The sequence below is a fragment of the Streptomyces shaanxiensis genome, assembly GCF_039537145.1.
In the GTDB taxonomy this organism is placed as follows: domain Bacteria; phylum Actinomycetota; class Actinomycetes; order Streptomycetales; family Streptomycetaceae; genus Streptomyces; species Streptomyces shaanxiensis.
The window spans coordinates 1-26,572 of the sequence record NZ_BAAAZY010000013.1 but is presented as its reverse complement, the minus strand read 5'-3'; the positions used below and the strand labels follow the sequence as shown (position 1 = coordinate 26,572).

Sequence of the window (26,572 nt, the reverse complement as noted above, 5' to 3'; positions counted from 1 at the left end):
TGGTTCGCCTCGCCGGGGGGCTGCAGAACTGACTGCCTACGCGTGGAGCGTGGCCTCGCCCGTCACGTGGATGCCGGTCTCCTGGCCGGGGCCGACCGACAGCGGGCCCGCCACACGGACGTCGACCGTGGCGTCGAGGCCCTGTACGGAGACGGTCACCTTGGCGTCGTGGCCGTAGAAACACACGTCGGTCACCGTGCCCCGCACCGCCCCCGCCGTGTCCGCGTCGGTCAGTCGCAGCTGTTCGGGGCGCAGTACGACCGTGCCGGTGGGCCGGTCCGTCGGTCGTGCGGCCAACGCCACAGTCCCGAGCGGTGTGGTGGCCATGGCGCCGCTGTTGCCGACCGTGCCCTGGAGGAGTACGGCGTCGCCCACGAAACCGGCGACCCATGGGTCGGCGGGTCGCCGGTAGAGGTCCTGCGGGTTGTCGCACTGGGCGATCCGGCCCTGCCGCACGACGGCCACCAGGTCGGCCGTGGAGAGGGCCTCCTGCTGGTCGTGGGTGACCAGCAGCGCCGTGGCCCCGGTCGCACGCAGAGCGGCCCGCACATCAGCCCGGACGCCGGTGCGCAGCGCGCTGTCGAGGGCGTTGAACGGCTCGTCGAGCAGGACGAGCGCCGGGCGTGGGGCGAGCGCCCTGGCCAGGGCGATGCGCTGCTGCTGTCCCCCGGACAGCTCGTGCGGCATCCGGTCGCCGTACCCGGCGAGGCCGACCAGGTCGAGCATCTCCTCCATACGGCGGCGCCGCTCCCCGCGATCGAGCCCGGTCAGGCCGAAGGCCACATTGCGCGCCACGCTCAGATGGGGAAAGAGCGCGCCCTCCTGCGGGACGATGCCGATACGACGCCGCTCCGGCGGCAGATGGACGCCGGGGCCGGCCAGGGTGCGCCCGCCGACGGTGACCGTGCCCGCGTCGGCGCGCAGGAACCCCGCGACGATGCGCAGCAGGGTGGTCTTGCCGCAGCCGGAGGGCCCGAGCACGGCGGCCAGCGACCCGCCCGGCACCGAGAGGTCCAGCCCGTGGAGGACGGGGGCCTCGGCACCGTAGGACTTGGTGAGTTGCTCGATGTGGAGGTCGTTCATGTGCGGGACCTGCCCAGGAGGTAGGAGGGGACGGCGGCGAGCAGGATGAGGGCTGCGGCGTAGGGCGCGGCGGCCGCGAAGGACCCGGCTCCGGTCTCGGTCCACAGACGGGTGGCCAGGGTGTCCATGCCGGTCGGGCGCAGCAGCAGCGTGGCGGGCAGTTCCTTCATGCAGACGACGAAGGTGAGGGCGGCACCGGCCGCCACGCCCGGCGCGGCCAGCGGCACGGTCACCTCGCGCAGCACCCGTAGGGGCGACCGGCCGAGCGAGCGGGCCACGTCCTCCAGCACGGGCGGCGCCTGCAGGACGGCGGCCCGGGTGGCGGCCACCGCGACCGGCAGGAAGAGGACCGCGTACGCGCAGACCAGCAGCGGGAGCTGCTGGTAGAGCGGATAGGCGTAGCGCACCGCGAAGAACACCAGGGAGAGCGCGACCGTGATGCCGGGCAGTGCGTGCCCCGCGTAGGCGGCCTGCTCCAGCAGCCGGGCGCCGCGTCCCCGGTGCCGTGCGGCGATCACTCCGACGGGCAGCGCGAGCAGGGTCGTGAGGGCGGCTCCGGCGGCGGCGACACCGAGGGTGGCCGAGGCGGCCTCTGCGAGGGCGCCGAGGTCCCAGGTCGCGGAGGTGCCGACGGCGAGCCAGTAGCCGAGGGTGCCGAGGGGGAAGGCGACCGCGGCGGCCGCCACCGCCGTGCACCAGGCGAGGGCGGGGATCCGCCAGTGCCCCAGCGGCACCGGGATGGCCGGGCGTGCCGTCCCGCCGCCGGTCCTGGCATGGCCCGCGCGGCCCCGGGTGCGGGCCTCGGCGGCGACCAGCGCCACCGTCAGCACGACCAGTACGACGCTGAGCGCGGCGGCCGGGGTGCGGTCGAAGGAGGCGCGGTAGGAGGTGTGGATGGCGCGGGTGAACGTGTCGTACCGCATCAGCGAGACGGCGCCGAAGTCGGAGAGCACGTACAGGGCGACGAGCAGCGCCCCGCCCGCGGCGGCCGGGCGGAGTTGGGGGAGGGTGACCCGGACGAAGGTGCGCACGGGTCCATGGCCCAGGGAGCGGGCGGCCTCCTCCTGCGCGGGGTCGATGCCGCGCAGTGCCGCGGCGACGGGCAGGTGGACGTACGGGAAGCTCACCAGGGTCAGCGCGAGCGCGGCCCCCGCGAACCCCGCGGTCTCGGGCACGGCGGCCAGCCAGGCGAAGGCGGCCACATAACTGGGCACGGCGAGCGGCAGGGTGGCCAGCACCGACCAGGCGCGCGCCCCTGGCAGGGCGGTGCGCACGGTCAGCCAGGCCAGGGAGACGCCGAGTACCAGGCAGGCCGCCACGACGACGACCGTCAGGCCGAGGCTGCGGCCCAGGAGGTGGAGGGTGCGTTCGTCGGCGACGATGTCCCAGGCGTAGCCGGGCCCGCGTTCGAGTGCGCGGACGGCGAGGTAGCCGAGCGGCAGCAGGGCGAACAGGGCGGCGACACAGGCGGGGACGAGCAGGATCAGCGGGGGTCTGCGGCCGGAGCCGGCGTCGACCCTGCGGGCGGTCGTACGCACGCGCCGGCGCCCGGCCGGAGCAGGTGCCCCGGCCGGACGCTCCGCGGACTCCGCTGTGCTCGCGGTTTCCGTGGGGCTCACGATCGTCAGACCAGCCCGATGTCCTGGAGCATGGCCAGCGTCTCCTGGAGGGACTCCAGCTTGCCGAGGTCGATGTCGGGGGACTCGAGCGAGTCGAACGCCGGCAACCCCTCGACGTTGCTGGTGACGCCCGCGGCCAGCGGGTACTCCTTCGTCGTGTCGGCGAAGTAGGTCTGCGCCTCCTTGGACAGCAGGTAGTCGACGGCCTTCTGCGCCGTCTCGGTCTGGCCGCTGTCCTTCAGGATGCCGACTCCGGCCACGTTGATCAGCGCGCCGGGGTCCTCACCGGGCAGGAAGTGGAGCTTGGCGTTGACCTTGTCCTCGCCCTTCTCGGCGACCCGCTCGTACCAGTAGTAGTGGTTCACGAGGCCGAGCTCGACCTCGCCGGCCTCGACGGCGTCGAGCGTGGCCAGGTTGTTGGTGTACGTCGTGCCGTTGGCCTTCAGGCCCTTGAGCCACTCGCGTGTGGCGTCGTCGCCCTCCAGGACCCGCATGCCGGTGACGAACGCCTGGAAGGAGGCGTTGGTGGGGGCGAAGCCGACCTTGCCCTTCCACTCGGGCTTCACGACATCGTGGACGCTGTCCGGGACCTTGTCCTCGGCGACCTTGTCCGGGTTGTAGGCGATGACGCGGACGCGGCCCGACAGTCCCACCCAGTCGCCGGCGTTGCCCCGGTAGGCCGGGTCCACCGCGTCGAGGCTGGACTGCGGCAGCTTCGCCAGCATGCCCTCCTTGGACAGGGCGCCGAGCGCGCCCGCGTCCTGCGAGAAGAACAGCCCGGCCTTGGTGCGGTCGCCCTCCTCCAGGATCTGCGCGGCCAGTTCGGCGCTGTCGCCGTAGCGCACCTCGACCTCGCTGCCGACGGCCTTCTCCAGCTTGTCGAGGATCGGCTTGACCAGCTTCTCGTTGCGCCCGGAGTAGATGACGAGGGCGGAGTCGCCGCCGTCCGCCGAGCCGCCCTTGTCGGAGCCGCAGGCGGCGAGGGCGGGGAGAAGCAGGCCGGCCGCGAGGAGCGCGGTGATCCGGCGAGCCGAGGGGCGTCGCATGTGGTGTGCCTTCCTGCGTGGCTCGCCGTAACGCCGTGGTCGCGTCGTCGGTCAGCGAGCGGCGAATCGAAGCTTTCCAGCCAACTGTGAACATGCTATGAATAAGGTAAAGCTTGCCTAACCGTCAAGGGATCTGTGTTAATTGCGGACGCTGCCGCAGAAAGGTCGCGCGCCCGTGCTAGACCCGTCCAGACTTCTCTCGGCCTCGTTCACAGCGCCGATACCGCGCATCGCCCCCATTGCGTTCCCGCAACCGCCCGTACGGCGGCGAGGGGTGCCGTTCGCACGTCACCTCGCGGCATACGGCGACCGCACCGCGTTGATCACGCCATCGGGTGAGGTCAGCTATCGCTCGCTGGCGGAGCGGGTCGCCGCCACCGCCGAACGCCTCGGCCCCGCACGCCGCCTGGTCCTGCTGGCCGGGGCGAATAGCGCCGAAGCCCTGGTCGTCCACCTCGCGGCCCTGGCCGCCGGGCACCCCGTCCTGCTCGTCCCCGGCGACAGCGCCGGCACCATGGACGCGCTGACCGCCGCGTACGACCCGGATGTGGTCGCGCGGCCGGACGGCCACGGCGCTTGGGTGCTCGACGAACGGCGGTCCGAGAGCGCCCACACCCTCCACCCGGATCTGGCGTTGCTGCTGTCCACCTCCGGTTCGACCGGCTCACCGAAGCTGGTCCGGCTCTCCGCCGAGAACCTCCAGGCCAACGCCGAGTCCATCGCCACCTACCTGGGCATCCGCGACACCGACCGCGCGGCCACGACCCTGCCCATGCACTACTGCTACGGCCTGTCCGTCATCCACAGCCACCTGCTGCGCGGCGCCGGGTTGCTCCTCACCGACCGGTCGGTGGCCGACGCCGAGTTCTGGGAGGAGTTCCGCGCCACCCGCGGCACCTCGCTCGCCGGAGTGCCGTACACCTTCGACCTGCTCGACCGGGTCGGCTTCGAGCAGATGCGACTGCCCCACCTGCGGTACATCACCCAGGCCGGCGGACGCCTGGCACCCGAACGGGTCGGCCACTACGCCGAGTTGGGCCGCCGCGCGGGCTGGGAGCTGTTCGTGATGTACGGGCAGACCGAGGCGACGGCCCGCATGGCGTACCTGCCTCCGGCCCGTGCGGCCGAGCGACCGCAGGCCGTCGGCATTCCCATCCCCGGTGGCTCCTTCCGGCTCCGACCGGTGGACGGCATCGACGAGCCGGACACCGGCGAACTGGTCTACTCCGGCCCGAACGTCATGCTCGGCTACGCCGAGACCCCGGCGGACCTCGCCCTGGGACGCACCGTCGAGGAACTGCGCACCGGCGACATCGCCCGGCGCGCCCCCGACGGGCTGTACGAGATCGTGGGACGCCGGACCCGGTTCACCAAGATCCTGGGGCTGCGCATAGACCCGCAGCGCGTCGAGGCCATCCTGGAGGAGCACGGCATCCAGGCCTTCTGCGCGGGCGACGACGACGCGCTGGCCGTGGTCACGATCCCCGCCGACGGCGTCGACGCGGCACGCATCCGGCGCCTGGTGGCCGACAGCTGTGGTCTGCCGCCCCGCGCGATACAGGCGCGGACGGTGCCCGAACTCCCGCGGCTCGCCTCGGGCAAGCCCGACTACGAGGCCGTACGACGGATGGCGCGCGAACCGGAAACACCGCCCACCCGGCACGGTCCCCACACGGACGACCTCTGCGCTCTCTACGCCGAGATACTCGACCGCACCGACGTCACCGAGGACAGCAGCTTCGTGAGCCTGGGCGGCGACTCGCTGTCCTACGTCGAGATGTCGCTGCGGCTGGAAGAGACGCTGGGCGAGCTGCCCACCGACTGGCACACCACACCGATCAGGGACCTCCGCGACCCGCACGCCGCACGCCGCAAGGACGGCAGTACCGGTCCGAGGCGCCCGCTACGGCGCACCCTGGAGACCGGCATCGCGCTGCGCGCGGTGGGCATCGTCCTGGTCGTGGGTTCGCACATCCCCGTCTTCAACGTCCAGGGCGGTGCCCATGTACTGCTTGGTGTCGCCGGCTTCAACTTCGCCCGCTTCCACCTCACCGCACACGAGCGCCAGGAGCGCCTGCGGCGGATGCGGCGCAGCATCGCGCGCATCGCCGTACCGAGCATCGTGTGGATCACCTTCGCGCTGCTGCTGACCCGTGAATACGACCTGGCCAACGTCGTGTTGGCCAACAGCCTCTTCGCACAGGACAACTCCGACCCGGAGTGGCGGTACTGGTTCGTCGAGGCGCTGGTCTACTTCCTGACCGGACTGACGGTGCTGCTGGCGATGCCGTTGCTCGACCGTGCGGAGCGGCACAGCCCCTTCGGGTTCGCCCTGGCACTGGTCGCCCTGGGACTTGTCGGGCGCTACGACCCCTGGGGCCTCGCGCACATCCGCCACCACCTCAGCCCGACCGTCGTCTTCTTCCTGTTCGCACTGGGCTGGGCCGCGGCGCGGGCCCGCACGACGGGACATCGGCTGCTGCTGACCGCCGTCGTGTTGCTGACCGTGCCGGGGCTGTTCCCCGGCGGGCAGCCCCTCCGGACCTCGATCGTCGTGGGCGGCCTCATCCTGCTGCTGTGGATCCCGGCCCTGCCGAGCGTGGACCCGCTCAACCGCCTCGCGGGCATCCTGGCGGGCAGCTCGCTGTACATCTACCTGACACACTTCCACGTCTACCCCTACCTGCGGGACGACTCCCCGCTACTCGCCCTCGCGGCCTCGCTGGTGTTCGGCGTGGCATACGGCACAGCGGCCACACGGCTGACGCGCAGACTGTTCTGACGGACCACGTACTGGTGCGGTTCAGTCCTGTGGGCCGCTCTCGACCGGGTCACCGTGGTTCTGGGCTGGAACTCAAGCATTCCTCAGCAAATGCGAGGGCTTTGAGGTGGTAGGCGCGTGCGGCCCAGCCGAGGCTGATGTTGTGGCCGGCGTGGGGGAGGCGGTCGATGACGACCCGTGGAGCTGAGGACAGGCGTGCGGTCAGGTCGGCGAGATCGTCGTCGTCGTGGCTCCACCAGGCTTCGTACTGGGCGAACGTGATCCGGACCGGGACGCTGACGCGAGGCAGAACCGCCTCTGACAGCCGCGCCCAGGCGGCCACCGTGCCGACCTCGAGTGCGGGCATGGGCGCCACCACCGTCTGGGCCAGGCGGAACGTGTCCGGCGGATACAGGTTCAGCGGACCCCAGTTCAGCCTCCGGCCGCCCATGCCGCCTTCACGGCCGACCAGGCCGGGGCTGACGGCCAGCCTGCTTCCGCACCCCGAGACATCCACCCCCAAGAGGTCGGTCTCGTCCCAGCCCGCCGCGGCGACCAAAGCGACCTTGGCTCCGAGGGAGTGCGCCAGCACAATCGTCCTGGCCCCTGGCGTGTGGCGTGCGGTGAACTCCGCGACAGCGGCTCGTACGGTGGCGGCCTGAGCCGTCAGTCTCTGCCCCCGGGGCAGGCGTACCGCGGACGCCCCGTAGCCCGGACGGTCCAGCGCCAGCACGGCGTAGCCCAGGCGCGCCCCCAAGGAGAGCAGGGAGACGTCCGGGTGGGCCTGGCCGTCGAAGTATCCGGCGCTCATGCCGCCGCCGTGCAGGGCGACGACGAGCGCACGCGGCGAGCCGTGCGAGGGCTTGCTCAGCAGGCCGGAGAGCGTGATGCCGTTCGCGTCGACGGTGACCGGACGTACGCCGGGGGAGAGGCACCCATGACGCTGTTCCGGCGCGACTGATGGCTTCGGAGCGGGCGCCTGGGCGGTGGAGGTATCGGTCACGGGGCAGTCCTCGACTTCGCCAGACGCGCCGAAGCGCTGACATCCACGGGAGGTCCTCTGCGTCAGTCCCTAGGGGGATCATGGGAATGATGGGGATTGAGCCACGGGGAGTCGCCGGCTCGTCCTCATCCTTCATGCGGAAGCCGGCGCCGGCCACCTGGGCGGACTGTTTCGCCGCCGTCCGGTGGAGAACGGCCGACCGGTGGGCTGCTCGCGGCGTCAGGCCCGGCAGACGTCAGCTGTCTTTCGCTGGGAATGTCGAAGTGGCCGGTTGCCGATCGACGTGAGAGTGAAGGCAGCACATCCCAGGACTTCAGGAGCCCTCAAGTGACCGTAACCGCGGACCTGGCCATCTCCCTCGACGGCTACATCGCCGGCACCGGCATCACCATCGACAACCCGGGAGGCGACGGCGCCGAACCGCTCTTCGAGTGGATCCACAACCTGGCGAGCTGGCGGCAGCGCCAGGGCATGACCGGCGGGGAGGAGAACCGCGACTCCGAGCTGATGCGCGAATGGTTCGATGCCACCGGAGCGGTGGTCATGGGCCGGATGATGTACGACACGGGTGAGGAGTTCTGGGGCGACAACCCGCCGTTCAAGGCCCCGGTCTTCGTGCTCACCCATCGCCCCCGGCCCACGCTCGTCAAGGAGGGCGGTACCACCTTCACCTTCGTCACCGACGGGATCCACAGTGCCCTCGACCAGGCGAGGGCCGCCGCCGGGGACAGGAACGTCGACGTCGCGGGCGGGGCGAGCACGGTGCAGCAGTACCTCCGGGAGGGGCTCGTCGACGAGCTGCAGCTGCACGTGGTGCCGGCGCTTCTCGGGGAGGGGCTGCGGCTCTTCGAGGGGCTGGGCGCCGGGCGGCGGGACCTGGAGCCGGTGAGGGTGGTGGACACGCCCCTCGCCACCCACCTGAAGTACCGCTTCGTGAAGTGACCCGACACGGACAGACCTGGGTCCCGACAACCTGCTCCTGGCTGTCGGGATCGAGGGGCGGCGGTCCGGTCCGATCTTGATCAAGATTGCAGGTGCCGAACTCGGAGCCCGGCCGATGCCGTCGCCCGGACGTCGTCATAGGCGTCCCGCTCGCCCGGAGCCAGGTCCGCAGCACGTGTCGCGGCGTGTGGTGCCCCGTCAGGAGGTCATGACTCCGTCGCCGGATGCGTGGCGCGGGGCCGTGGCCGTGACTTGGCCAGGCCGGTCTCCATGGCGCCGAGCAGGGTGAGGGCGGCGTCGAGATGTGCGGAGTCGTGGTCGGCCGCTGCTGAGACGGCCGCGGCCCATTCTCGGCGGACGAGGGCGTAGTTGGCGCGTCCGTGTTCCGTGACGTGGACGGTGACGCCGCGGCGGTCGCCCGGGTCGGCGCGTCGCTCGATGAGGCCCTTCTGCTCCAGTCCGCGCAGGACGGTGGAGAGGTTGGTGCGCTGCAGTCCGGTCGCCGTCGCGATGCGGCTGGGCGGGGCGGCGGGCTCGTGCTGCAGGTAGCGCATCACCATGCCCTCGGACGGGGAGAGGGGGACGGCCCGCTCGTCGGTGTAGCCGCGGAACTGGATCTCCCGGCTGATGATCAGGATGAGGTCGGCCAGCTCGGCCCACCGTTTCTCATCGTTCGGCGCGGTCATCGAGCCCGTTGGGTGTGTCTGCTCCTGCGTCACGGCTCCAGGGTACGGGGTTGCCCGGAAGTGGTTATGACCCCATACTCATTCCGAGGTATGTAGTTATGACCTCATAATCTCTCTGTCTTCTGGAGGCTGTCATGACGACGATCACTTCCTCCCGGCATGCCAGGGCGAGCAGGCTCTCGCCCCATGCCACGGCCCGCGGAGGCGGGCTGCATCCGGCCGGGGTGTTCATCCTGCTGGCCGGCGCCTTCCTGCCGATCATGGACTTCTTCATCACCAATGTGGCGCTGCCCAGCATCGACGCCTCGCTGCATGCTTCGGCATCGTCGCTTGAGCTGGTGATCGCCGGGTACGGCGTCGCGTACGCCACGTTGCTGGTTCTCGGGGGTCGGTTGGGGGACCGCTACGGCCGCCGTCGCCTCTTCCTCGGCGCATTGGTGGGCTTCGTCCTGGCCTCACTGGCCTGCGGTGTCGCTCCGGATGTGGGCGTGCTGATCGGGGCCCGCATCGTCCAGGGCGCCACCGCCGCCCTGCTCATTCCGCAGGTACTGGCCACCTTCCATCACGTCCTGGAAGGGGAACGCAGGGCCCGCGCCGTCGCGTTGTACGGCGCCACCTCAGGAATCGCCGCCGTGGCCGGGCAGTTGGTGGGTGGGCTGCTGGTCAGCGCCGACATCGCCGGCACCTCCTGGCGGCCGATCTTCCTGGTCAACGTACCCATCGGTGTGCTGGTGCTGATCGTGGCGGCCCGGATCGTGCCCGACACCCGCTCGCACCATCCGGTCGGCATCGACCTGCCCGGCACCGTGCTGTTCGCCGCCACGCTGACCGCCCTGCTGGTTCCGCTGACCGAGGGACACTCGCTGGGCTGGCCTTGGTGGACCTGGCTGTTGCTCGCCCTCGCGGTCGTCCTCGGCGCCGCCACGTACGTCGTCGAGAAGCGCGCCGAGCAGCGTGGCGAGGTGCCGCTGCTGCCGCCGTCCGTGCTGCGCCTGCCGTCGATGTCGCGCGGCCTGGTGATGGTGTTCGCCTTCAGCATCGGCTTCGGCGCGTTCATGTTCGTCTTCGCCCTCACCGTCCAGAACGGCCTGCACGCCGATGCCCTGCACGGCGGCCTGGCCGTACTGCCCATGGCCCTGCTGTTCTTCGCCGGTTCCCTGCTCGCGCCTCGCGTCATCGGCCGATACGGCAGGACCGCGCTGTCCGCCGGGGCCATCGTCCAACTCGTCGGCCTGGCCTCACTGGTGACGGTTCTGGTCGAGAACTGGCCGCAGGTCAGTCTCTGGGCCATGGCCGGGCCGCTCGCCCTGGTGGGCGCCGGGCAGTCGATGCTGTTCGCCGGGCTGTTCCGCAGCGTGCTCGCCGACGTCCCCACCCACCTCGGCGGGATCGGCAGCGGCGTACTGATCACCCTGCAGCAGAGCGGACTTGCCCTCGGCGTGGCCACCCTCGGCACCCTCTACCTGACCCTGGCTCCGCACGACGCCGCTCATGCTTTCGCCGGCGTGGAGTACGTGCAGATGGGCATCGTCGCCCTGCTCGCGGTCGGCGCCGCCGCGCTGCCGCGATTCACCGAGAGCGCCTCGGCGGCCACTCCGGTTGTCGACGCTTGAGCCCACCGCCCCGCGAGCGGGGAAACCAGGCCGCCGTGCAGGAGGCGTTATGAGCACAGTCGTGGAGAGTGCCGAGAGTGGGCGGCCGGACCGAACGGAGTCCGAGGCACAGCGTCATGTCCGGTTCGAACCGGCCCTGGCGCTCCTCGACCGGCTCTACTCGGCCGCCTTGCGGATGACCCGCCATCCGGCCGACGCCGAGGATCTGGTGCAGGAGACGTACGCCAGGGCCTACGCCTCGTTCCACCAGTTCCGCGAGGGCACGAATCTCAGGGCGTGGCTCTACCGCATCCTCACCACCACGTTCCTCAACTCCTGCCGCGCACAACAGCGCCGCCCGCAGCGTGACGGCACGGTGGAGATAGAAGACTGGCAGCTCGCCCGCGCCGAGTCGCATACGTCCACTGGTCTGCGCTCCGCGGAGTCGGAGGTACTCGACCGCCTCGCCGACGGGGATGTCGAAGCGGCGCTGCGGGCACTTCCGGAGGCGTTCCGGATCGCTGTGTACCTCGCCTATGTCGAGGGCTTCACCGTCCGGGAGATCGCCGACATCATGCAGACCCCCGTCGGCACGGTGCTGTCCCGACTGCACCGGGGGCGCACGCAGTTGCGCTCACTGCTGGCGGACCGTGCCTATGGTCAGCCGCTCCTTCCGAGGGAAAGGCGGAGAACGAAGAAGACGACACAGCCACCCCCTACAGACGGGGCGCTGCCCATCCGCCATGCCCCTGGTCCTACGACCGCGGCCACCTGAGCAAGACACTCGATGATGGCCCCGACCCGCCGTGGGCCGCGCCGGCCGTCCGCCTCGTTGCCTTGGCCCCTGTAAGCCTCGGCCGGCCCCTGATCAGTCCAGCCGCTCACCCCGCCGCCCAGCGAGCGTGCCGCCGGCACGCATACGACTTCGTCCGACTGCTGCAGGTCAATGGAGAGTGGGTCGGTAGACGAGCTCTTGGATGTGGCCGTCGAGAGTCCTGTGCTCGATCAGCTCGAGGTCGAAGTCGGCCGCACCCTGGAAGATCGGGTCCAGCCCGGTCTGACCGGTGATGACAGGGAAGAGCGTCACCTGGACGCGGTCGACCAGACCCGCGGCCATCAGAGCCCGGTTCATGGACAGGCTGCCGTGCGAGCGCAACGGTACGTCGGACTCCTCCTTGAGCCGGGCGACGACGTCGACGGCGTCCCCGCTCACGACGGTCGCGTCCGGCCAGTCGAGGGGCCCTTCCAGCGTGGTCGACACCACCGTTGCCGGCAGGCTCCTCATCCGTGTGACCCAGGGGTCGCGCACTTCGGACTCCGCGGTGCTCGAGGCCAGCATCCGCGCGAACGCCCGATAGGTGTTGGCCCCGAAGACCATCCGCTGCTCCTCGCGGTACAGGGCGAGGCGGTGGTCGAGGAGCTCGGGGCCTTGCTTGCCCCAGTAGCCGGTCCAGTCGCCGCCGGCGGCGCCGTAGCCGTCGAGGCTGGAAAAGACGTCGAAGGTGTAGGTAGCGGACATGTCGTTCTCCTCGAGCGCGGTTGATCGATGTGGGTACAGACTGGCGAGCTTCTCTGGGTGGGCTTCGGCGACCGTCGCACCCATAGACCCGGCACGCTTCCGAAACTCATCGCAATGCCGACAACAAGTGGTCCTGACCACCCGAATGGCATGTGATCCATGTGATCCGGGTGATCAATGAGACGCTGCCTGACACGACCCCGCAGGGGAGGCTGCCGGCCAGGCGAGCGTGGCCGATGCCGATGCCGATGCCGATGCCGATGCCGGTCACGGCCGTAGCACCGCCTTCCGGCTCAAGCTGAAGGAACGGCGCCGGCACCCGTCGTACCCCTCGGCTCCATGGATCTCGCCCGCGCAGCCACCACCGAGCCGTGTCAGACCGAACACAGCCGACTGGGCTCCCCTCGCCCGCTACCACGAGACTCCCTGGCCTTGACCGACCTGGTCAGGGCAGCGTTATGCCACTCGCGGCGGAAGGGGGCGGCGTTTCCGCCGCGTCCGATGTGCGCTACGTCTCATCCGCAGGCTGTCACACCGGGCGGGCGTCAGGTGTCTCCATGCCGAGTCCACAACGCGAGGGAGACATGATGAACGGGAACGTCGAGGTGGTCGTCGTCGGCGGCGGGTACGGGGGTGTGACGGCGGCCAACAGCCTGGCTCGACGCGATGGCGTGTCGGTGACCCTGGTCAATCCGCGTCCCACCTTCGTCGAGCGGATCCGCCTGCACCAGCTGGTGACCGGCTCCGATGACGCGGTCGAGGGCTTCGGTGAGGTTCTGGGCGGAAACGTGCGCCTGGTGGTCGACACCGCGACCCGGATCGACGCCGCCGAGCGCCAGGTGTCGCTGGCGAGCGGTGGCACGCTCTCGTACGACTACCTCGTGTACGCGGTGGGCAGCGGCGCCTCCGATCCCGGCGTGCCCGGAGCGGCGGAGTTCGCTCATTCGGTGTCGGACCTCGAGGGCGCGGAACGACTGCGGTCGGCGCTGGCCGCGACGCCTGAGTCGGCTCCGGTGACCGTGGTCGGGGCCGGCCCGACCGGCCTGGAGACCGCCGCCGAGCTGGCGGAAGCGGGGCGCGAGGTCACCCTGGTCTGCGGCGACGTGCTCGGCTCCTCCCTGCATGCCCGGGGCCGCCGCCCGGTCGCCCGCCGGCTCGCCAGGCTGGGTGTGTCCGTCCTCGAAGGTCCCCGTGCGCGGGTGACGGAAGTGACACAAGGCGCCGTACGGCTCGACGACGGCCGCGAGCTGCCCAGCGCGGTGACGATCTGGACCGCGGGATTCCGTGTCCCGGACCTGGCCGCTCGCAGCGGGCTGCGCACAGACACCGAAGGCCGTCTGGTCACCGACGCGACACTGACCAGTCTGGGCGACGTGCGCATCGTCGCCGCTGGGGACGCGGCGGTGATGACGGACCGGCCGTTCCGGATGAGCTGCCAGGCCGCCGTGCAGCTGGGCCCGGCAGCCGCCGCCACGATCCTGCGCCGGATCGCGGGGAAAGCACCCGCTCCCGTCCGGATGTTCTTCGCCGGGCAGTGCCTCAGCCTCGGCCGGAACGAGGGCGTCACCCAGTTCTCCTACCCGAACGACAAGGTGAACGCGCTCCACATCAGCGGGCGGTCCGGCGCCGGCGTCAAGGAGATCGCCTGCCGGTTCACCCTCAACAAGTTGGTGTCCGGGGCACGCAAGGCCAGCTCCCGCGCATCCCACGGAGACAGCACGGACCGCCTGGAATCGCCTCAGCCGGAACACCGCACGACGCCGTCCAGCACCTGATGCGCCGCTCAGCCGCCAAGTCCCCTTCTTGGGCCGGACTGACCGGTCCGGCCCACGGAGGACCGATCCGGAGCCACGAGAGAGCGAAGCGCACGACATGAACGACCACGTCACCGACCCCGCGACGGAGGCCTTCGTCGGCCACCGCGACCTGCTGTTCACCGTCGCCTACGAGATGCTGGGATCGGCGACGGACGCCGAGGACGTCCTCCAGGAGGCCTGGCTGCGGTGGGTCAAGGTCGACCTGGCGCAGGTGCAGGACCAGCGGGCCTACCTGGTACGGATCACGACCAGGCAAGCACTCAACCGGCTACGCACCCTCAAACGGCGCAAGGAGGCCTACGTCGGCCCCTGGCTGCCCGAGCCCCTGCTCACCGCACCGGACGTGGCCGAGGACGTCGAACTGTCCGAGAACCTGTCGCTGGCACTCATGTTCATCCTCGAAACCCTCTCACCCACCGAACGCGCCGTCTTCGTCCTGCGCGAGGTCTTCGACTTCGGCTACGACGACATCGCGGCCGCGATCGACAAGAGCCCCGCCGCCGCACGCCAGATCGCCCACCGCGCCCGCCAACACGTCGACGCCCGCCGGCCGCGCACACCGGCTTCCCCGGAAGAAGCCCGGGAGGCGTTGAGTTCGTTTCAACGCGCGCTCGTGACAGGGGACTTGCAGGGGCTGCTCGACGTACTCGCCCCGGACGTTGTTTTCGTCAGCGACGGCGGCGGCCTCAGGCTGGCGGCCCTGCAGCCGGTCTTCGGCGCCGACAAGGCCCTCCGTTACATGGCAGGCAGTATCAACAAGGCCGGCGGCACCCTCACAGGTGAGCCCACGACGGTCAACGGCAACCCCGCACTCGTCCTACGCCTGGACGGCGTGATCGACGGGGTGCTGGCCCCTCGCGTGGAGAACGCCCGCGTCACCGGCCTCTACTACGTCCGCAACCCCGAAAAGCTCACCCGTGTCGAGTCCGAAACCTTTCTTACCTCGCGCTGACCGTCCCTCGGCGGCACGGTCGACCGGGGTGCGCGGTAGCGCAGGTGTCCCGGAGCAAGCCGCTGACCGCGGCCGAGAAGCGAGCGAACCGGCTGGTCAGCCGGGAACGCGCGGTGGCGAACGCGCACGGCTGGCACGCATTTGGCTGGAGGGGGCAGAGATTCCACTGGTCCGCTGTCATAGCGCGGCGGACGCTCTCGCGGAGCAGGGAGCGACGCTGCTGGTGCAGCTCGGGGGGCTCCTGTGCGGGTCGCTGCGTAAACATGCTGACCGGTGACCACGCCCCGGACATGGCGATCACCATGGCCATCACGTCGAACGCGTCTCCCCGGCGTACCTGGCCGGCGGCCTGGGATTCGGCGATGGCGCTCAGCTTGTGGTCTTCAATGCGTTCGGGGTCGTCGAGCAGGTGGCCGGCCGGGCGTCGCTCCAGGCGTGCCCATGTGGCCGGCCGGATGAGGTCGGGACGGCGGAGATACTCGTCGTAGAGGCGTACGGCCCAGTCCGCGAGGTCGGTGGCGTCGATCGGGGCGACATTCACAATCCGCTCCAGCGAGCCGAAGAAGATGACGTCGAAGAGCTCTTCCTTGCTGCCGAAGTAGGCGTAGAGCTGGGCCTAGTTGGCGCGTGCCGCGGCCACGATCCGCTCGACGCGCGCGCCGGCGATCCCATGCTCGGCGAACTCCTGGGTCGCCCCATCGAGAGCCCGTCTGGGGCGGCGAAATACGCGAGACCGCTGCCACTACAGCGAGGGACTTGTCACCCAGCAGTGGGCCAACGCGGAGCATGCCAGCCACGGCCTGGGCTGGCTCATGAGTTCGGAACCAGGCTGCGATGAGCCGATCGCAGTCCAGTTACCCGAGGGGCGCGAAGGGGTTCGAGAACGAGGTCAGGTCGCTCACGCGGACCAGGCGGAGCTCGCTGGGTTCGATCTCGGAGCCGGACAGGACGACTTCGGTGTTGTCGACGCATCCCCGTGCGACCCAGCAACGGTCGCTGATGTTGCGCCAGAGTTCGAAGGTCATGGGTTTCCCGTCTGTGGTGATGGTGACGGGTTCGGAGGCAGGCAGGCTGGCCGGGGGTTCCTCGCCGGGGTGGTAGTAGGTCTCGAAGGCCCGTTCCAGGGCCTCGCCGGCCTCTGCATTTCCGGACGAGGCGCTGAAGACCGTGACGTGCTCGACCTGGGGGTCGAAGTACGGAGAGCCAAACCACAGGTACACATGAATGTCGCCGGTGGCTCGGTTGTGGCCGTGACCCGTGACCTGCCGTGATTCCGGCCAGTTGGCGTCGACGGCGAAGACGCTGAAGCCTTCTGCCGAGCCACGGGTGCCTTGATCGTTCATGGGGTCTCCCGCGCGCTCGTCCATGATCAGGCATCTTGCCATCGCAAGAGAACCGGCGGGAATCGGGGTCCGCATCCACGGCTTGGGCCTGGGGCTGAGTCAGAGGTCTCGCTTCGCCTCCGCGGCCGTCACATCCACAGCACGCCGTCGTCCTCGTGCTCGCGCACGCGGAACGCGATCATCTGGCGCAGCAGGTCGCCCGGCACGGGCCGGCCGTACGGGAGCTGGACCGAGCCCTTGCCGGTGGTGAAGTCGGCGAGGTTGGCGTCGAACGCCTCGCGGGTGCTGGGTGTGAACACGACGTTGGCGTGCTTCGCGTGGCCGCTGAGCATGAACAGGATCGTCCCGGACGGGTGAACCCACGCGGGATGGCCCCACTTGATCGCCTCACTCGCTGCAGGGACCGCCTCGAGGGCCAGCGCCCGTACCTGCTCGAGCACCTCGCGGGCCTGCCCCGCGAAGCCCTCGATGTACTCATCGATCGTCTGCGGTTTTTCCCATGGCGCCAGTGTGGCACTGCCCGCCCTTCAGAGTCGGCAACGGAAGACCCCGGTGCCAGCTACCGGAATTGAGGTCCTCAGGGACGCCCGGAACGGGGCCGTACGCGCCTTCGGCAGGCCCTGGGACACGTTCCGGGCGCGGTGCCCGCTCCTGGGCGGACCGCTTCCCAGTAACGCCCTCACCCGCCCGTCCACAGCCTCAGCGAACCGGCTTTGACCTGGTGTTTTCCTGCATTCTGGCTAGGCTGGGGAGGTCTGCCGGACGCCATGGGAGGGGTCTTGTGAGTGGGGAAGGCACGGGGTACGACGCTGCCCGGATCGAGGTCCTGGAGGGGCGCGAAGCCGTTCGCAAGCGGCCCGGGATGTGGGTCGGTTCGATCGGTGAACGTGGTCTGCATCATCTGGTGTTCGAGGTGGTGGGCCGGGCGGTGAACCAGGTCCTGGCCGGACACGGCGGCTCGGTCGATGTCACGCTCACGCCCGACGGCGGCGTCAGGGTCGCCGACGACGGGCCGGGTGGTCCCTTCGAGGCCGCCGGGGACACTGGCGGCCCGGGCCTCGAAGCGCTGCTGACCAGCTTCTGCGCCAGCTCCGAGCCCAGTAGCCGGTACATCGCGGAAGTGGCCCATTTCGGTGCTGGGCTCTTCGTCACCAATGCCCTGTCGAGCCGGCTGACGGCCGAGGTGCGGTTCGAGGAGGTCCGCCGGGTTCAGGAGTACGCGCGCGGTGTCGCTCTCGCCCCGCCCGCAGCTGTGGGGCCCACGAGCGGAAGCGGTACTTCCATCGCCTTCTGGCCCGACACCGAGATCTTCGAGACGACGCGGTGCTCGTTCGCTGTGCTGGCGGAGCGTTTCCGGCAGTTGGCCTTCCTCAACCGGGGCCTGCGGATGTCGCTGACCGACGAACGCCCTGCGGGAGGGTCCCGGGCGGTGCTGTTCCGGTTTCCGGAGGGGGTGCGGGACTTCGTGGCCGCCTTGGACGCGGAGGCGGGGGCGGCTCTCCACCGGGACGTCACCGGGTTCGAGCGGGAGGATCCGCGGATGGCGGGGACGATGGAGGTGGCCCTGCTGTGGAGCGGCTCCGGCGAGGAGCGGGTGCGCAGCTTCGTCAACAGCCGGGCCACTGCCCAGGGCGGCACGCACGTGGACGGCTTCCGCGACGGTGTGGCGGCCGCGGTCACCGCGTACGCGCGGGAAAGGGGGCTGCTGGCGGCGGCGGACCCTGATCCCGGCTTCGATCGGATCGGCGAGGGCCTCACAGCAGTAGTGTCGGTGAAGCTTGACCGTCCCGAATTCCTCGGCGCCACGCACGGGCTGCTGGGCAACGCCGACGTGCGCGCCTGTGTGGGGGAGGCCGTCCGGGAGCACCTCGGCAACTGGTTCGAGGAGCGTCCGGATCGGGCCGCGGAGGTCGTCGGCCAGATCGCGCGAGGCATCCACCAGGGCTGAGCGGCGGCTGACGGCCCCGTCAGAAGGTCGTGTTGGGAGAATGGTGGGGTCGTTGGTCTGGTGGCGTGCGTCGGCATCGCGCTGACTGCGCCTGACTGGTGCCGAATCTCCCTCTCGATCCCTGGTGCCGACCGAATCATCGAGGCAGAGGTGAGCCGGCGCGGTCGACGGCGACGAGCTGAGGACTGCGACAGGAGGCCATCTCGACCTCAGCGGCGACTTTCGGTGCCGAGCCGGGTCTTGCCGATGCCCCCGATGGCGCCCGCTTTGGTGAGCGTCACCAACTGCCCGTTCCCAGCAGAGACCGCTGATCTCGGCGAACCTTGCGCTGCCCGCCGACGAAGCCGGTGAATGCCGCGGGCCGATTCCCCGGCCGTGACACCACGTCGGCCACGTCCGATTCACTTCCAAGCATCCCGCCGGCGTCGGCCGCAGCGCGCGCGGATGCTTCCGTCGGAAGCGGTCACCTGCCGTAGGTCCCGCCGCCGGGCCGACGTGCTCTGGGCGATGCTCCGAGACGGAACCTTCTACGAACCGCAGCCGGCATCAGCGGTCAGCTGACCGGCGGCTCAGCCAGGAGAACGACCCGATCGGCTTCAACATCGAACCCGAGAACCGGATGCCCGTAGTCACCCTCTGGATCCATCAGCACCGACTTGCCCAGCCGTCGCCCGATCGCCCGCAGGAAGCCACAGAACACATCGAGTCGCTCTTGGCCCTGCAGCTCACGCAGATCAACATCGAAGTCGATCTCCTCCGGCGCGTGAAAGCGGAAGATCGCCAGCACGTCTGCTGTCGGCCAGACCCGCAGGTCCGGGCACTCGGCGTCAGCCGGGCGGGACAGCACTGCCTCCGCCCGGGGCACCGGCATCACGACCTCGCCCTCGGAATACTGGCGCTTCCAGCCACTCGCGCTGATGAGGTCGAGAACCGCCTGCCAGTCCTCCACCGAGGTATCAGGGACGCGCACATCCGGCAGCGTCCCCATCTCGTCAAGGTCGAAGAAGTACTGGACGTCGTCCCACAGCAGATCAGACACACCGCCATGCTGCCCGAGTGCACGTCCCTGATGCAGCCCGATTTCCTTGACGAACCGCATAGGGGCCCCCGCTGGTGGAGGGCACTGGCTGTCCCTGCACCAATCGGCTGCTGCCCTCCGCGCCCGTGATGGGAGGACTCGACATCCGGTGGACGGCGCTGGTGGACGAAGCGGGCCACAGGCCAGTGACCTGATCGGCCTCGGCGACAGTGACCCGGGCTGAACGGGAGGCAACGGCAGTCAGCAGTACATGTACGGGTGACGTTGCACCAGCGAGACGTGCCGCTTTGAGACAGCGAACTCCGCCCAAGATGGCGCGTTGCGTGACCACGGCGCCGACGGCCGTCGTCTGGGGGCGATCCTGCGTTTGCGGTTCGTCGCCCGTCACGGATTCGATGTACGCATCGGCATCGGACCTCGAGAATCCAGAGGGTTCGCAGATTCCGGGAGCCTCAAGGCGGCGAGCCGACAGGCCAGTTGCGGCTGCAACGGGCGATGCCCGGCTAGTTGTGTATGTCACGGTCTGTGTCGGCTGTCTCCGGGAGGACGTATGGAGGAGGCGGTCCTCGTTCATGTAGGGGCCGCCGAGGATGGTGTCCCTCGTCGTGGTGTACGGGATCAGCGGCTGAGAGTGCGCGGGCGTCTGCCTGGGGCGCACTTCCACGGGTGAGTACCGCTCCCTGAACACGGGGGCTACCGCGTACTTCCAGCCCACCGCGGAGCTCGTGCGCACCCAGCTGGACACCGTCGCCCACATGCTCGGTACCCAGTTACCCAAGGGCAGGGTCATGCTGCTGGACGCGAAGGAGGACCTGACCGCGTTCGCGGACTTCCCGCCGAGGCACTGGTGCTGCGGCTGGTCACAGCCGTGCACTTCGAGATGCCCGACGAATGGATCGCCTTCCCCCGCCGCTACTTCCCCGAAGGCAGCAGGGACGAGCTCTACCGTGAACTCCCCGCAGGCGCCCCGGCGCTACCCAACACCACCAACTTGCCCGCCAGTTGATCCGTACACCACGACGAGAGGCACCATCCCATCAAGTCTGGAGGGCATTCACACCCATCGCTTCAGCACACCCTGACAAGTGTCAGGACCATGGTTCCCGTCCCCCATGGTTGCCTTACAGCGGCGCCGCCAGGGTTCGGCACGCGGTGCCCGCAGCTTGAGCTGTACTCGCTGTTCGTCACCCAAGGGGAAGGCATCGTCATGACCAGACGTGCAATTGCCAAAGTAGCCTGCACTGCCGCTGCCGGCGTACTGCTGGCAGGCGGAGTTACCGTCGCTATGCCGGGTACGGCACTGGCGGCCCGGTCTGATTGCGAGCGTGGAGTCAACGGCTTCCGCGACATCTCCGACAGTCTGGTTGGTGTCCCTGCCGGCCCGGAGGACAAAATGCTGCGCCCCTCCGACCCGCAAGGGCTCGTTGGGCGCATCAGTCTGCGAGCTGCCAGGATCGACGGTCAGGTTCACGGGTTCGCCGCGCTCTCGGTCCCGCGTGCAGGAGACGAGGTCTGGATGGACTGGACGCTGAACGGCAGGGATGTCCACGTCCAGTGCGGACCCTTTAAGGCAAGCCGCGACGGCCATCCGCTGACCAGCGCCGCGAAAGTGACGGACAACAGCCCGAACTACCGGTTCCGCGCCTGCGGCGGCGGGGGCGGCCAGGCGGTGCAGTGCACGGACTGGTGGTAGCCAAAGCCGCAGACCAACCATCGCGCTCCGGCATCAGTGGATGCCGGAGCGCGATGTTGTACTACGACCTGTCTACCCTGAGCCTACGTGGTGAGGGAGGCTGGCTCCGTTTCAGTTTCCGCCTCATTCACCACCGTCCGGATCCGTCCACGGCGGTTCAGACGACGGGGTGAATACGGGAACGAACGAGGCTGAAGGGCCCGGCCCTGGACCAGGAGCTGACTAGCGCGAACAGACCTCCTGCGGCGGGCATGACCCCGCCGAGTTGAGTCCAACGTACGAGACGAAGCCCGACGTCGACTTGGCCATGCTGCGCGAGCACGAGCCGACCGCTCCTCGCCGGTGACGACCAAGCGGCCTGACCACATCATGGCCTCGGGGAGTTGTTCATAGGTGACTGCGGGCGTCGATTCCTGACCGTCTCTGTCCGCATCGCTTGTTTGGTCGGTGCCGGGGCACTTGCTGCGGGAACTTGGTTGCGTCCTGTTCCCGGAAGCCGTATGGGTGTGTCGGAGGGGGAGGGCGGGCCTGTTGGATCGAGATATTTCCAGCGAGCAACCGACCGGACTGCGCCGGGGCCTCAACGGAATCGGCCGTAAGTTGATGGCGGCGGCCACAGCGGCTGCCCCATCTGCGGCCGACAGGGCGAGGCGGGCTGCGGAGAAACGCCAGGAAGCGGAAGAACGTGAGGCGCTGCGTGTTGCCCGCGCGGCTCAGAATGCGACTGCCCGGGCCGTCTACACCCGCAATGCTCTCCTGCACTGGGTGCATCAGCAGTCCCAGCACGGTAACCGTACGCCTGCCTGCAATGCCTTCATGAGATCTCTCGACGCGTCGTTCGAAGGAATTCCACTGGAGCTTGAGAACGACGGTCCAAGCCGGAGCTCAAGGCACGCAAGTAGGACGTCAGAACACCATGAACAACACGTGGGGCCTGGACCCGAACGCGCTGCTGCAGTTCGCGAAGGATGTGCTGACGAAGGTTGCTGATCTCGGCCTTGACGAACGTGCTGAGGCCGAGCTCGTTGAAGAAGCCTCAGCGCTACGCGATGAAGCGTCGGCTCAGCAGCCGAACCCAACAGCACTGCGCCGTGCATACGACGCCGTCATGGGCACGCTGGGGAGGGCCCCAGAGTCAATGACCAGTCAGTGGCTGCATGAGGCCGGCACGGCAGCTATCAACGGCACGCTCGGCGGATAGGCTCTCGGAACTCGCTAGATCAATTACAGATCTGAATCGGGGCGCCGAGCCCTGTGCCAGCCGGTGGCAGGAGCCTTGGCCATGTCGCTGAAGTTTTCCCAACGAAAATGATCTCGTGAGGTGACTCGGCCCAGGGGATCCGCGAGTCGCGATGAGTTCTGCGGCGCCCGGCGGTCGTACTGTGGAACCCGTTCCCGAGGAGGACTTCTGATGCGCAGCGTGACCTATTCGATGAACGTCTCACTGGACGGCTACATCGTCGGGCCGGACGGCAGCTTCGATTGGACGGGGCCCGACGAGGAGGTCTTTCGCTTCTGGATCGACGAGATTCGAGGGGTCGGCGTCCATTTGTTGGGACGACGGCTGTACGAGACGATGCTGTACTGGGAGACCGCCGACCAGGATCCATCGCTCGACGACGCTGGGCTCGAGTGGGCCGCGCTCTGGAATCCGCTCCCGAAGGTGGTGTTCTCCACCACGCTGTCGTCGGTGGAGGGCAATGCCCGCCTGGTCTCCGGCGGGTTGGCGGAGGAGATCGAGCGGTTGCGGGCCGAGCCGGGGGAGGGCGAGATCGCGATCGGCGGCGCGACACTCGCCGCCGAGGCGGCCGCGTCGGGTCTCATCGACGAGTACCGGGCCATGGTCTACCCGGTGCTGGTCGGCGGTGGCATTCCGTTCTTTCCCCGACACGAGCGCCGGGTGGATCTCGAACTCGTCGAGACCCGCACCTTCAGCTCGAAAGTCGTCTACCTCCACCACCGCGTGGCGCGTTAGCCGGTTCGTCCGCCGCGCCTGGGAAGAGTGGGCCGACCAGTGACGTTCCTCAGCGAGGTGACCTGCGCGAAGCGGCGTGAACTACCGCCTGGCGAAGGCGAGTAGGACGGACCACATCGGTCTGGAAGCCGTTGGGCAACGCCTTGAGCCGGAACAGGCGGTGATCGAGGCCCGGGTCGCCGAGCCGCGTTCATCGATTAGCGGCCAGCACTGCCGCGAGGCCCTCTTGCAGATCTTTGACGAAATACTCGGGAACCTCCAGCGACGGGAAATGTCCCCCGATTTCGGGCGACCCCCATCGGACGATTTGTCGGTACCGCTCCTGTGCCCAGGGGCGCGGACACTTCTCGACGTCGCGGGGATACATAGTGATTGCTGACGGGACGTCGACCCGAAGTGCGGGGTCCAGCGAGTTGTGGCTTTCGTAGTAAATGCGGGCTGACGATGCGCCGGTCCGCGTCAGCCAGTACTGGGTGACGTCGTCGAGAACCCTGTCTCTGGAAAACGCCTCGAACGGGCTGTCTTCGGTGTCTGACCACTCGGCGAACTTGTCGAGGATCCAGGCAAGAAGCCCGACCGGTGAGTCGACGAGCGAGTAGCCGATGGTCTGCGGTCGGGTCGCCTGCTGCTTCGCGTAAGCCGCCCGGGTCGTTGGCCACTTCTGCTGATGTGCGGGCTTCCGTGGTGTGATGATCGGACGCATGATCGGCAAGGGGAGTGGACGGGCCGGGGGCAGTACATGGAGGGCGATAGCGGCGGCGGCGTTTCCGCTGTATCTGACGATGATCGCCGCGTCGGCGGGTGCTCTGGTTGATACCGCGCTGCTGGGCAATCACGCCACCACTGTGCTCGCCGCGTTCGCGGTGACCATGGCGGTGTTCAGTCCGGCCGCGGCCGTGGTGGCGGGTGCGTTGCGCGGGGTGATGCCGTTCGTTGCGCCGCGCAGCGAGGATCCTGACGGTCTGCTACCGGTGGTGCGCGGCGGGATGTGGCTCGCGATCACCGTGGGTGCCGTGGCCGCGGCGGCGGTTGCGTCGGTTCCTGTGATCGGCCGGGTGGCCGGGGTTCCGGGCGCCGCTCTGGACGAGCTGGGGGTTTTCCCGTTGTTGCTGGCCGGCAGTGTGCTCGCTGTCGCGGTCGGCTCGTCGGCCACGTCCGTCCTGGTCGCACTGGGCCACTCGAAGCTGGTGATGCGGGCCGGACTGCTCGGCACAGCCGCCTCTGCCGCGCTGTCGGTCCTCCTCGTGGGCGGCCCTGGCCCGCTGCCGGGTTACGGCCTGGCCGGGGCGGGCGTCGCCATGCTCGCCTCCAGTGTGATCAGCGCGTGCGTCAGCCAGGTGGCCCTCGGCCGCTCCACCGTGCTGGCGGGCCGCTCCTTGTGGCCGGGCAGGCCGGATGTGAGGCAGATGTGGAAGCTGGGCGCGGTGGGGATTCCGCTGGCCGGCACGGTATTGGTCAAGTTCGCCGTCCTGGGCGTGCTGACCTTCGCCGCGGCGCGGATCGGGACGGACAGCGCCGCGGTGCACAGTGTCGGGATCTCGCTGGTCAACCTTGTCTTCACGGCTGCGGTGGCGGTCGGCCAGGCCACTGTCCCGCTGGTGGCCGGCTATGCGCACGAGCGCGACAGCGTGAGCATCCGTCGCAGTGTTCGGGCGGGGACGTGGCTGGCGCTGGCCGTGGTGGGGCTCATCGTGGCAGCGTTGATCGCCCTGGGGTCGTGGGTCGGTGCGCTGTTCACCGAGGATGCCGTTGTACGGGCGCAGGTCACGGACCTGCTGCCGCTGGTGGCGGCCGTTGTCGTCACCGACGCGCTGCAGGCGGTCGTCGGGTTCGGCCTGATCGGCCTCAAGCGCACGGTGCCGAGTTTCGTGGCGACCTTCATCGCTTACGGAGCCCTGGCCGCCATCGCCGCCCCGGTCGCAGCGGCCGGGGGCCTTGCCGCCCTGTGGACGGCTCTCACCCTTGCCAACATCCTCCAGGCAGCCGCCAAGGCGTACTCCTTCCACCGACACAGCACCTTCACCGGGAACCGCGAGCACGCACCAGCCGCCCCGTGAGCGAGGGGCACCGGCGGTGCTGCGCCTGTCCTTGACGCCCGGTCAGAGGCGCCGGGCGGGCGATCAGGCGGCGCCTCTTGTGGCCGGGGAGGTGTCCAGCCGACCACGGTCACCAGGTCCCGGCCGCCGCGTCCGTGATGCGGCGGGCGTGCAACTGCGGGCTGTGGAGCCGTGCGCTTCGGGAGTGGCTCGGCGGGCCGGGGTCTCAGGGGTTGGTCAGGGTGCGGTCGAGGAGGGGGAGCAGGTGGTCCCAGTGGCGTTGCAATGCGGCGGGGTTGAAGGCGTCGGTGTCGGACATGGTGAAGCCGTGGACGGTGCCGGGGTAGATCTCGGAGGTGTAGTCGACCCCCGCGGTGTCCAGGGCCTGGTTGAGCTCGCCCAGGGCCTCGGGCGTCAGGTCGCTTTCGGCGTGGCCGAAGTGGACCTGGGCGGTGAGCTCGGCGAGAGTGTCGGGCCCGTCGGCGCCCACGGGGCCGTGGAATGCGGCGAGGGCGGCCACCTGGCCGGGGTGGGCCACGGCGGTGCGCATCGCCAGGAGGCCGCCTATGCAGTAGCCGGTCACCGCGACCGGTCCGGCGCCGACCTCGGGCTGGGTGGTGAGGAACCCGAGGTAGGCGTCGGCGTCGCTCAGGACGCGTGCGGCGGTGTGCGCCTCGATCAAGGGCATCAGCTGGGCGAAGACCGCAGGACGGACCTCTTCTCCGATGTGCTCGGGAAGTTCGATCACCGGTGCCGGGCCGTGCCGGTAGAAGAAGTTGGGGACGAGCACGTAGTACCCGTGCCCGGCCAGTTGGCGGGCCATCTCCCGCAGTACGGGCCGGATGCCGAAGCCGTCCGCGTACATCAGCACCCCCGGGTGGCGCCCGCCGCCGTCGGGGAAAGCGGCGAAGGCGTCGGCCTGGCCGTCCGTGGTGGGAATCCGCACTGACTTGGTGGGCAAGATCTTCCTTCCTCGGGGTTCACTCAACTTGTGTTAGTGGCACTAACGTTATCGGCGCGAGTGAACGTATATCGTTAGTCGGACTAACGCAACGGTAGGGTGGGTGCCATGATCAGAGCCGAGGCCGCGGACGGGCCCGACGCCGGCGTACCCAAGACCCCCGGCAGGCTGCGTCGGCGGGCGAGCCGACTGTTGTCGCAGCTGACCATGCGGTCGGACCGGCTGATCACCGAGGGGCTGGCCCGGGCCGATGCCCGCCAGTGGCACTACGCCGTACTCGCCTCGCTGCAGGAGTACGGGCCCGGCAGTCAGGCGGAGCTGAGCAGGCGCTCCGGCATCTACCGCAGCGACATGGTCGCCGTGCTCAACGAACTGGCCGAGCGCGACCTCGTCGAGCGGGCGCCGGATCCCGCCGACCGGCGCCGCAACGTCATCACCATCTCGCCCCGAGGCCGCCGCCACCTACGCCGCCTCGACAAGGTCCTCGACGGCCTGCACGACGAACTGCTCGCACCGCTGAGCCCGCCCGAACGCGACCAGTTCGTGCAGTTGCTCAC

23 protein-coding genes and 3 pseudogenes are annotated in these 26,572 nt (G+C 69.5%); 13 read left to right on the top strand and 13 right to left on the bottom strand.

Going from position 1 to position 26,572, the window contains the following annotated elements; genetic code table 11:
* Positions 1-36: 36 nt before the first annotated feature.
* From ABD932_RS27795 to ABD932_RS27785, 3 genes are read right to left on the bottom strand one after another with little or no spacing between them, the layout of a single operon-like run.
* A complete protein-coding gene (locus tag ABD932_RS27795; protein WP_345016485.1) occupies positions 37-1,083 on the bottom strand; it encodes an ABC transporter ATP-binding protein in 1,047 nt (348 codons plus the stop codon).
* The gene (locus ABD932_RS27790; RefSeq protein WP_345016483.1) at positions 1,080-2,702 is read right to left on the bottom strand and encodes an ABC transporter permease; all 1,623 of its coding nucleotides are present in this window, start codon (positions 2,700-2,702) and stop codon (positions 1,080-1,082) included. Before ABD932_RS27790 ends, ABD932_RS27795 begins: the two co-directional genes overlap by 4 nt.
* A gap of 5 nt (positions 2,703-2,707) precedes the next feature.
* Positions 2,708-3,748, bottom strand: coding sequence for an iron ABC transporter substrate-binding protein (locus ABD932_RS27785; RefSeq protein WP_345016481.1), 1,041 nt, complete (start codon positions 3,746-3,748; stop codon positions 2,708-2,710).
* Between the two features lie 274 nt (positions 3,749-4,022).
* Between ABD932_RS27785 and ABD932_RS27780 the strand changes: the two genes are divergently transcribed.
* Positions 4,023-6,530 (top strand): AMP-binding protein, encoded by a 2,508-nt coding sequence (locus ABD932_RS27780; protein WP_345016479.1) that lies wholly within the window; start codon positions 4,023-4,025, stop codon positions 6,528-6,530.
* Positions 6,531-6,579: 49 nt separating this feature from the next.
* Here the strand turns inward: ABD932_RS27780 and ABD932_RS27775 are convergent, their stop codons facing one another.
* Positions 6,580-7,512, bottom strand: coding sequence for an alpha/beta hydrolase (locus ABD932_RS27775; protein WP_345016477.1), 933 nt, complete (start codon positions 7,510-7,512; stop codon positions 6,580-6,582).
* Positions 7,513-7,839: 327 nt separating this feature from the next.
* Between ABD932_RS27775 and ABD932_RS27770 the strand changes: the two genes are divergently transcribed.
* Complete coding sequence (locus tag ABD932_RS27770) at positions 7,840-8,454, top strand: dihydrofolate reductase family protein (protein ID WP_345016475.1); 615 nt, start codon at positions 7,840-7,842, stop codon at positions 8,452-8,454.
* Positions 8,455-8,660: 206 nt separating this feature from the next.
* On the opposite strand, the gene ABD932_RS27765 is transcribed toward ABD932_RS27770, so the two are convergent.
* A complete protein-coding gene (locus tag ABD932_RS27765; protein WP_345016473.1) occupies positions 8,661-9,173 on the bottom strand; it encodes a MarR family winged helix-turn-helix transcriptional regulator in 513 nt (170 codons plus the stop codon).
* Positions 9,174-9,274: 101 nt separating this feature from the next.
* Here ABD932_RS27765 and ABD932_RS27760 point away from each other — a divergent pair, with 101 nt between their 5' ends.
* Positions 9,275-10,753, top strand: a complete 1,479-nt coding sequence (locus ABD932_RS27760) for an MFS transporter (protein ID WP_345016471.1) — start codon at positions 9,275-9,277, stop codon at positions 10,751-10,753.
* A gap of 49 nt (positions 10,754-10,802) precedes the next feature.
* A complete protein-coding gene (locus ABD932_RS27755; RefSeq protein ID WP_345016469.1) occupies positions 10,803-11,507 on the top strand; it encodes a sigma-70 family RNA polymerase sigma factor in 705 nt (234 codons plus the stop codon).
* 168 nt (positions 11,508-11,675) lie between these two features.
* On the opposite strand, the gene ABD932_RS27750 is transcribed toward ABD932_RS27755, so the two are convergent.
* Both ABD932_RS27750 and ABD932_RS27745 read right to left on the bottom strand, forming a co-directional pair.
* A complete protein-coding gene (locus ABD932_RS27750) occupies positions 11,676-12,251 on the bottom strand; it encodes a dihydrofolate reductase family protein (RefSeq protein WP_345016467.1) in 576 nt (191 codons plus the stop codon).
* 106 nt (positions 12,252-12,357) lie between these two features.
* On the bottom strand, positions 12,358-12,522 hold the full coding sequence (locus ABD932_RS27745) for a hypothetical protein (protein ID WP_345016465.1): 165 nt from the start codon (positions 12,520-12,522) through the stop codon (positions 12,358-12,360).
* Positions 12,523-12,838: 316 nt separating this feature from the next.
* Between ABD932_RS27745 and ABD932_RS27740 the strand changes: the two genes are divergently transcribed.
* Both ABD932_RS27740 and ABD932_RS27735 read left to right on the top strand, forming a co-directional pair.
* On the top strand, positions 12,839-14,026 hold the full coding sequence (locus ABD932_RS27740) for an NAD(P)/FAD-dependent oxidoreductase (RefSeq protein ID WP_345016718.1): 1,188 nt from the start codon (positions 12,839-12,841) through the stop codon (positions 14,024-14,026).
* Positions 14,027-14,123: 97 nt separating this feature from the next.
* Complete coding sequence (locus ABD932_RS27735) at positions 14,124-15,020, top strand: RNA polymerase sigma-70 factor (protein ID WP_345016463.1); 897 nt, start codon at positions 14,124-14,126, stop codon at positions 15,018-15,020.
* Positions 15,021-15,189: 169 nt separating this feature from the next.
* Here the strand turns inward: ABD932_RS27735 and ABD932_RS27730 are convergent.
* The 3 genes and pseudogenes from ABD932_RS27730 to ABD932_RS27720 all read right to left on the bottom strand — a co-directional run.
* A pseudogene (locus ABD932_RS27730) lies at positions 15,190-15,732 on the bottom strand (TetR/AcrR family transcriptional regulator); the annotation flags it as partial.
* Positions 15,733-15,874: 142 nt separating this feature from the next.
* Positions 15,875-16,438 (bottom strand): hypothetical protein, encoded by a 564-nt coding sequence (locus ABD932_RS27725; RefSeq protein ID WP_345016461.1) that lies wholly within the window; start codon positions 16,436-16,438, stop codon positions 15,875-15,877.
* Between the two features lie 53 nt (positions 16,439-16,491).
* The gene (locus ABD932_RS27720) at positions 16,492-16,803 is read right to left on the bottom strand and encodes an iron chaperone (protein WP_345016459.1); all 312 of its coding nucleotides are present in this window, start codon (positions 16,801-16,803) and stop codon (positions 16,492-16,494) included.
* 341 nt (positions 16,804-17,144) lie between these two features.
* Here ABD932_RS27720 and ABD932_RS27715 point away from each other — a divergent pair, with 341 nt between their 5' ends.
* Positions 17,145-18,311: a DNA gyrase subunit B gene (locus ABD932_RS27715; RefSeq protein WP_345016457.1), complete on the top strand. Its 1,167-nt coding sequence runs from the start codon at positions 17,145-17,147 to the stop codon at positions 18,309-18,311.
* Between the two features lie 553 nt (positions 18,312-18,864).
* On the opposite strand, the gene ABD932_RS27710 is transcribed toward ABD932_RS27715, so the two are convergent.
* Positions 18,865-19,350, bottom strand: coding sequence for a hypothetical protein (locus ABD932_RS27710; protein ID WP_345016716.1), 486 nt, complete (start codon positions 19,348-19,350; stop codon positions 18,865-18,867).
* Between the two features lie 695 nt (positions 19,351-20,045).
* Here ABD932_RS27710 and ABD932_RS27705 point away from each other — a divergent pair.
* The 4 genes and pseudogenes from ABD932_RS27705 to ABD932_RS27690 all read left to right on the top strand — a co-directional run.
* Positions 20,046-20,356 (top strand): annotated as a pseudogene (locus ABD932_RS27705) (IS256 family transposase); the annotation flags it as partial.
* Between the two features lie 201 nt (positions 20,357-20,557).
* Positions 20,558-21,043 (top strand): hypothetical protein, encoded by a 486-nt coding sequence (locus ABD932_RS27700; RefSeq protein WP_345016455.1) that lies wholly within the window; start codon positions 20,558-20,560, stop codon positions 21,041-21,043.
* Positions 21,044-21,959: 916 nt separating this feature from the next.
* Entirely contained in the window at positions 21,960-22,244 is a 285-nt protein-coding gene (locus ABD932_RS27695; protein WP_345016453.1) for a hypothetical protein, read from the top strand.
* A gap of 210 nt (positions 22,245-22,454) precedes the next feature.
* Positions 22,455-23,018: a dihydrofolate reductase family protein gene (locus ABD932_RS27690; RefSeq protein WP_345016451.1), complete on the top strand. Its 564-nt coding sequence runs from the start codon at positions 22,455-22,457 to the stop codon at positions 23,016-23,018.
* Between the two features lie 190 nt (positions 23,019-23,208).
* On the opposite strand, the pseudogene ABD932_RS27685 reads toward ABD932_RS27690, so the two are convergent.
* Positions 23,209-23,664 (bottom strand): annotated as a pseudogene (locus tag ABD932_RS27685) (epoxide hydrolase); the annotation flags it as partial.
* Positions 23,665-23,707: 43 nt separating this feature from the next.
* Between ABD932_RS27685 and ABD932_RS27680 the strand changes: the two are divergent.
* Complete coding sequence (locus ABD932_RS27680; protein ID WP_345016450.1) at positions 23,708-25,075, top strand: MATE family efflux transporter; 1,368 nt, start codon at positions 23,708-23,710, stop codon at positions 25,073-25,075.
* 205 nt (positions 25,076-25,280) lie between these two features.
* On the opposite strand, the gene ABD932_RS27675 is transcribed toward ABD932_RS27680, so the two are convergent.
* Positions 25,281-26,015 carry a dienelactone hydrolase family protein gene (locus ABD932_RS27675; protein WP_345016448.1) on the bottom strand — a complete coding sequence of 245 codons (735 nt, stop codon included), beginning with the start codon at positions 26,013-26,015 and terminating at the stop codon, positions 25,281-25,283.
* Between the two features lie 108 nt (positions 26,016-26,123).
* On the opposite strand from ABD932_RS27675, the gene ABD932_RS27670 reads away from it, so the two are divergent.
* A partial coding sequence (locus ABD932_RS27670; RefSeq protein WP_345016446.1) for a MarR family winged helix-turn-helix transcriptional regulator occupies positions 26,124-26,572 on the top strand: 449 nt, incomplete at its 3' end.

Coding starts and splice junctions, on each gene's coding strand:
- ABD932_RS27795 (WP_345016485.1), bottom strand. CDS start 1,083: ATGAACGACCTCCACATCGAGCAACTCACCAAGTCCTACGGTGCCGAG.
- ABD932_RS27785 (WP_345016481.1), bottom strand. CDS start 3,748: ATGCGACGCCCCTCGGCTCGCCGGATCACCGCGCTCCTCGCGGCCGGC.
- ABD932_RS27760 (WP_345016471.1), top strand. CDS start 9,275: ATGACGACGATCACTTCCTCCCGGCATGCCAGGGCGAGCAGGCTCTCG.
- ABD932_RS27755 (WP_345016469.1), top strand. CDS start 10,803: ATGAGCACAGTCGTGGAGAGTGCCGAGAGTGGGCGGCCGGACCGAACG.
- ABD932_RS27750 (WP_345016467.1), bottom strand. CDS start 12,251: ATGTCCGCTACCTACACCTTCGACGTCTTTTCCAGCCTCGACGGCTAC.
- ABD932_RS27740 (WP_345016718.1), top strand. CDS start 12,839: ATGAACGGGAACGTCGAGGTGGTCGTCGTCGGCGGCGGGTACGGGGGT.
- ABD932_RS27735 (WP_345016463.1), top strand. CDS start 14,124: ATGAACGACCACGTCACCGACCCCGCGACGGAGGCCTTCGTCGGCCAC.
- ABD932_RS27725 (WP_345016461.1), bottom strand. CDS start 16,438: ATGCGGACCCCGATTCCCGCCGGTTCTCTTGCGATGGCAAGATGCCTG.
- ABD932_RS27700 (WP_345016455.1), top strand. CDS start 20,558: ATGACCAGACGTGCAATTGCCAAAGTAGCCTGCACTGCCGCTGCCGGC.
- ABD932_RS27695 (WP_345016453.1), top strand. CDS start 21,960: ATGAACAACACGTGGGGCCTGGACCCGAACGCGCTGCTGCAGTTCGCG.
- ABD932_RS27690 (WP_345016451.1), top strand. CDS start 22,455: ATGCGCAGCGTGACCTATTCGATGAACGTCTCACTGGACGGCTACATC.
- ABD932_RS27680 (WP_345016450.1), top strand. CDS start 23,708: ATGATCGGACGCATGATCGGCAAGGGGAGTGGACGGGCCGGGGGCAGT.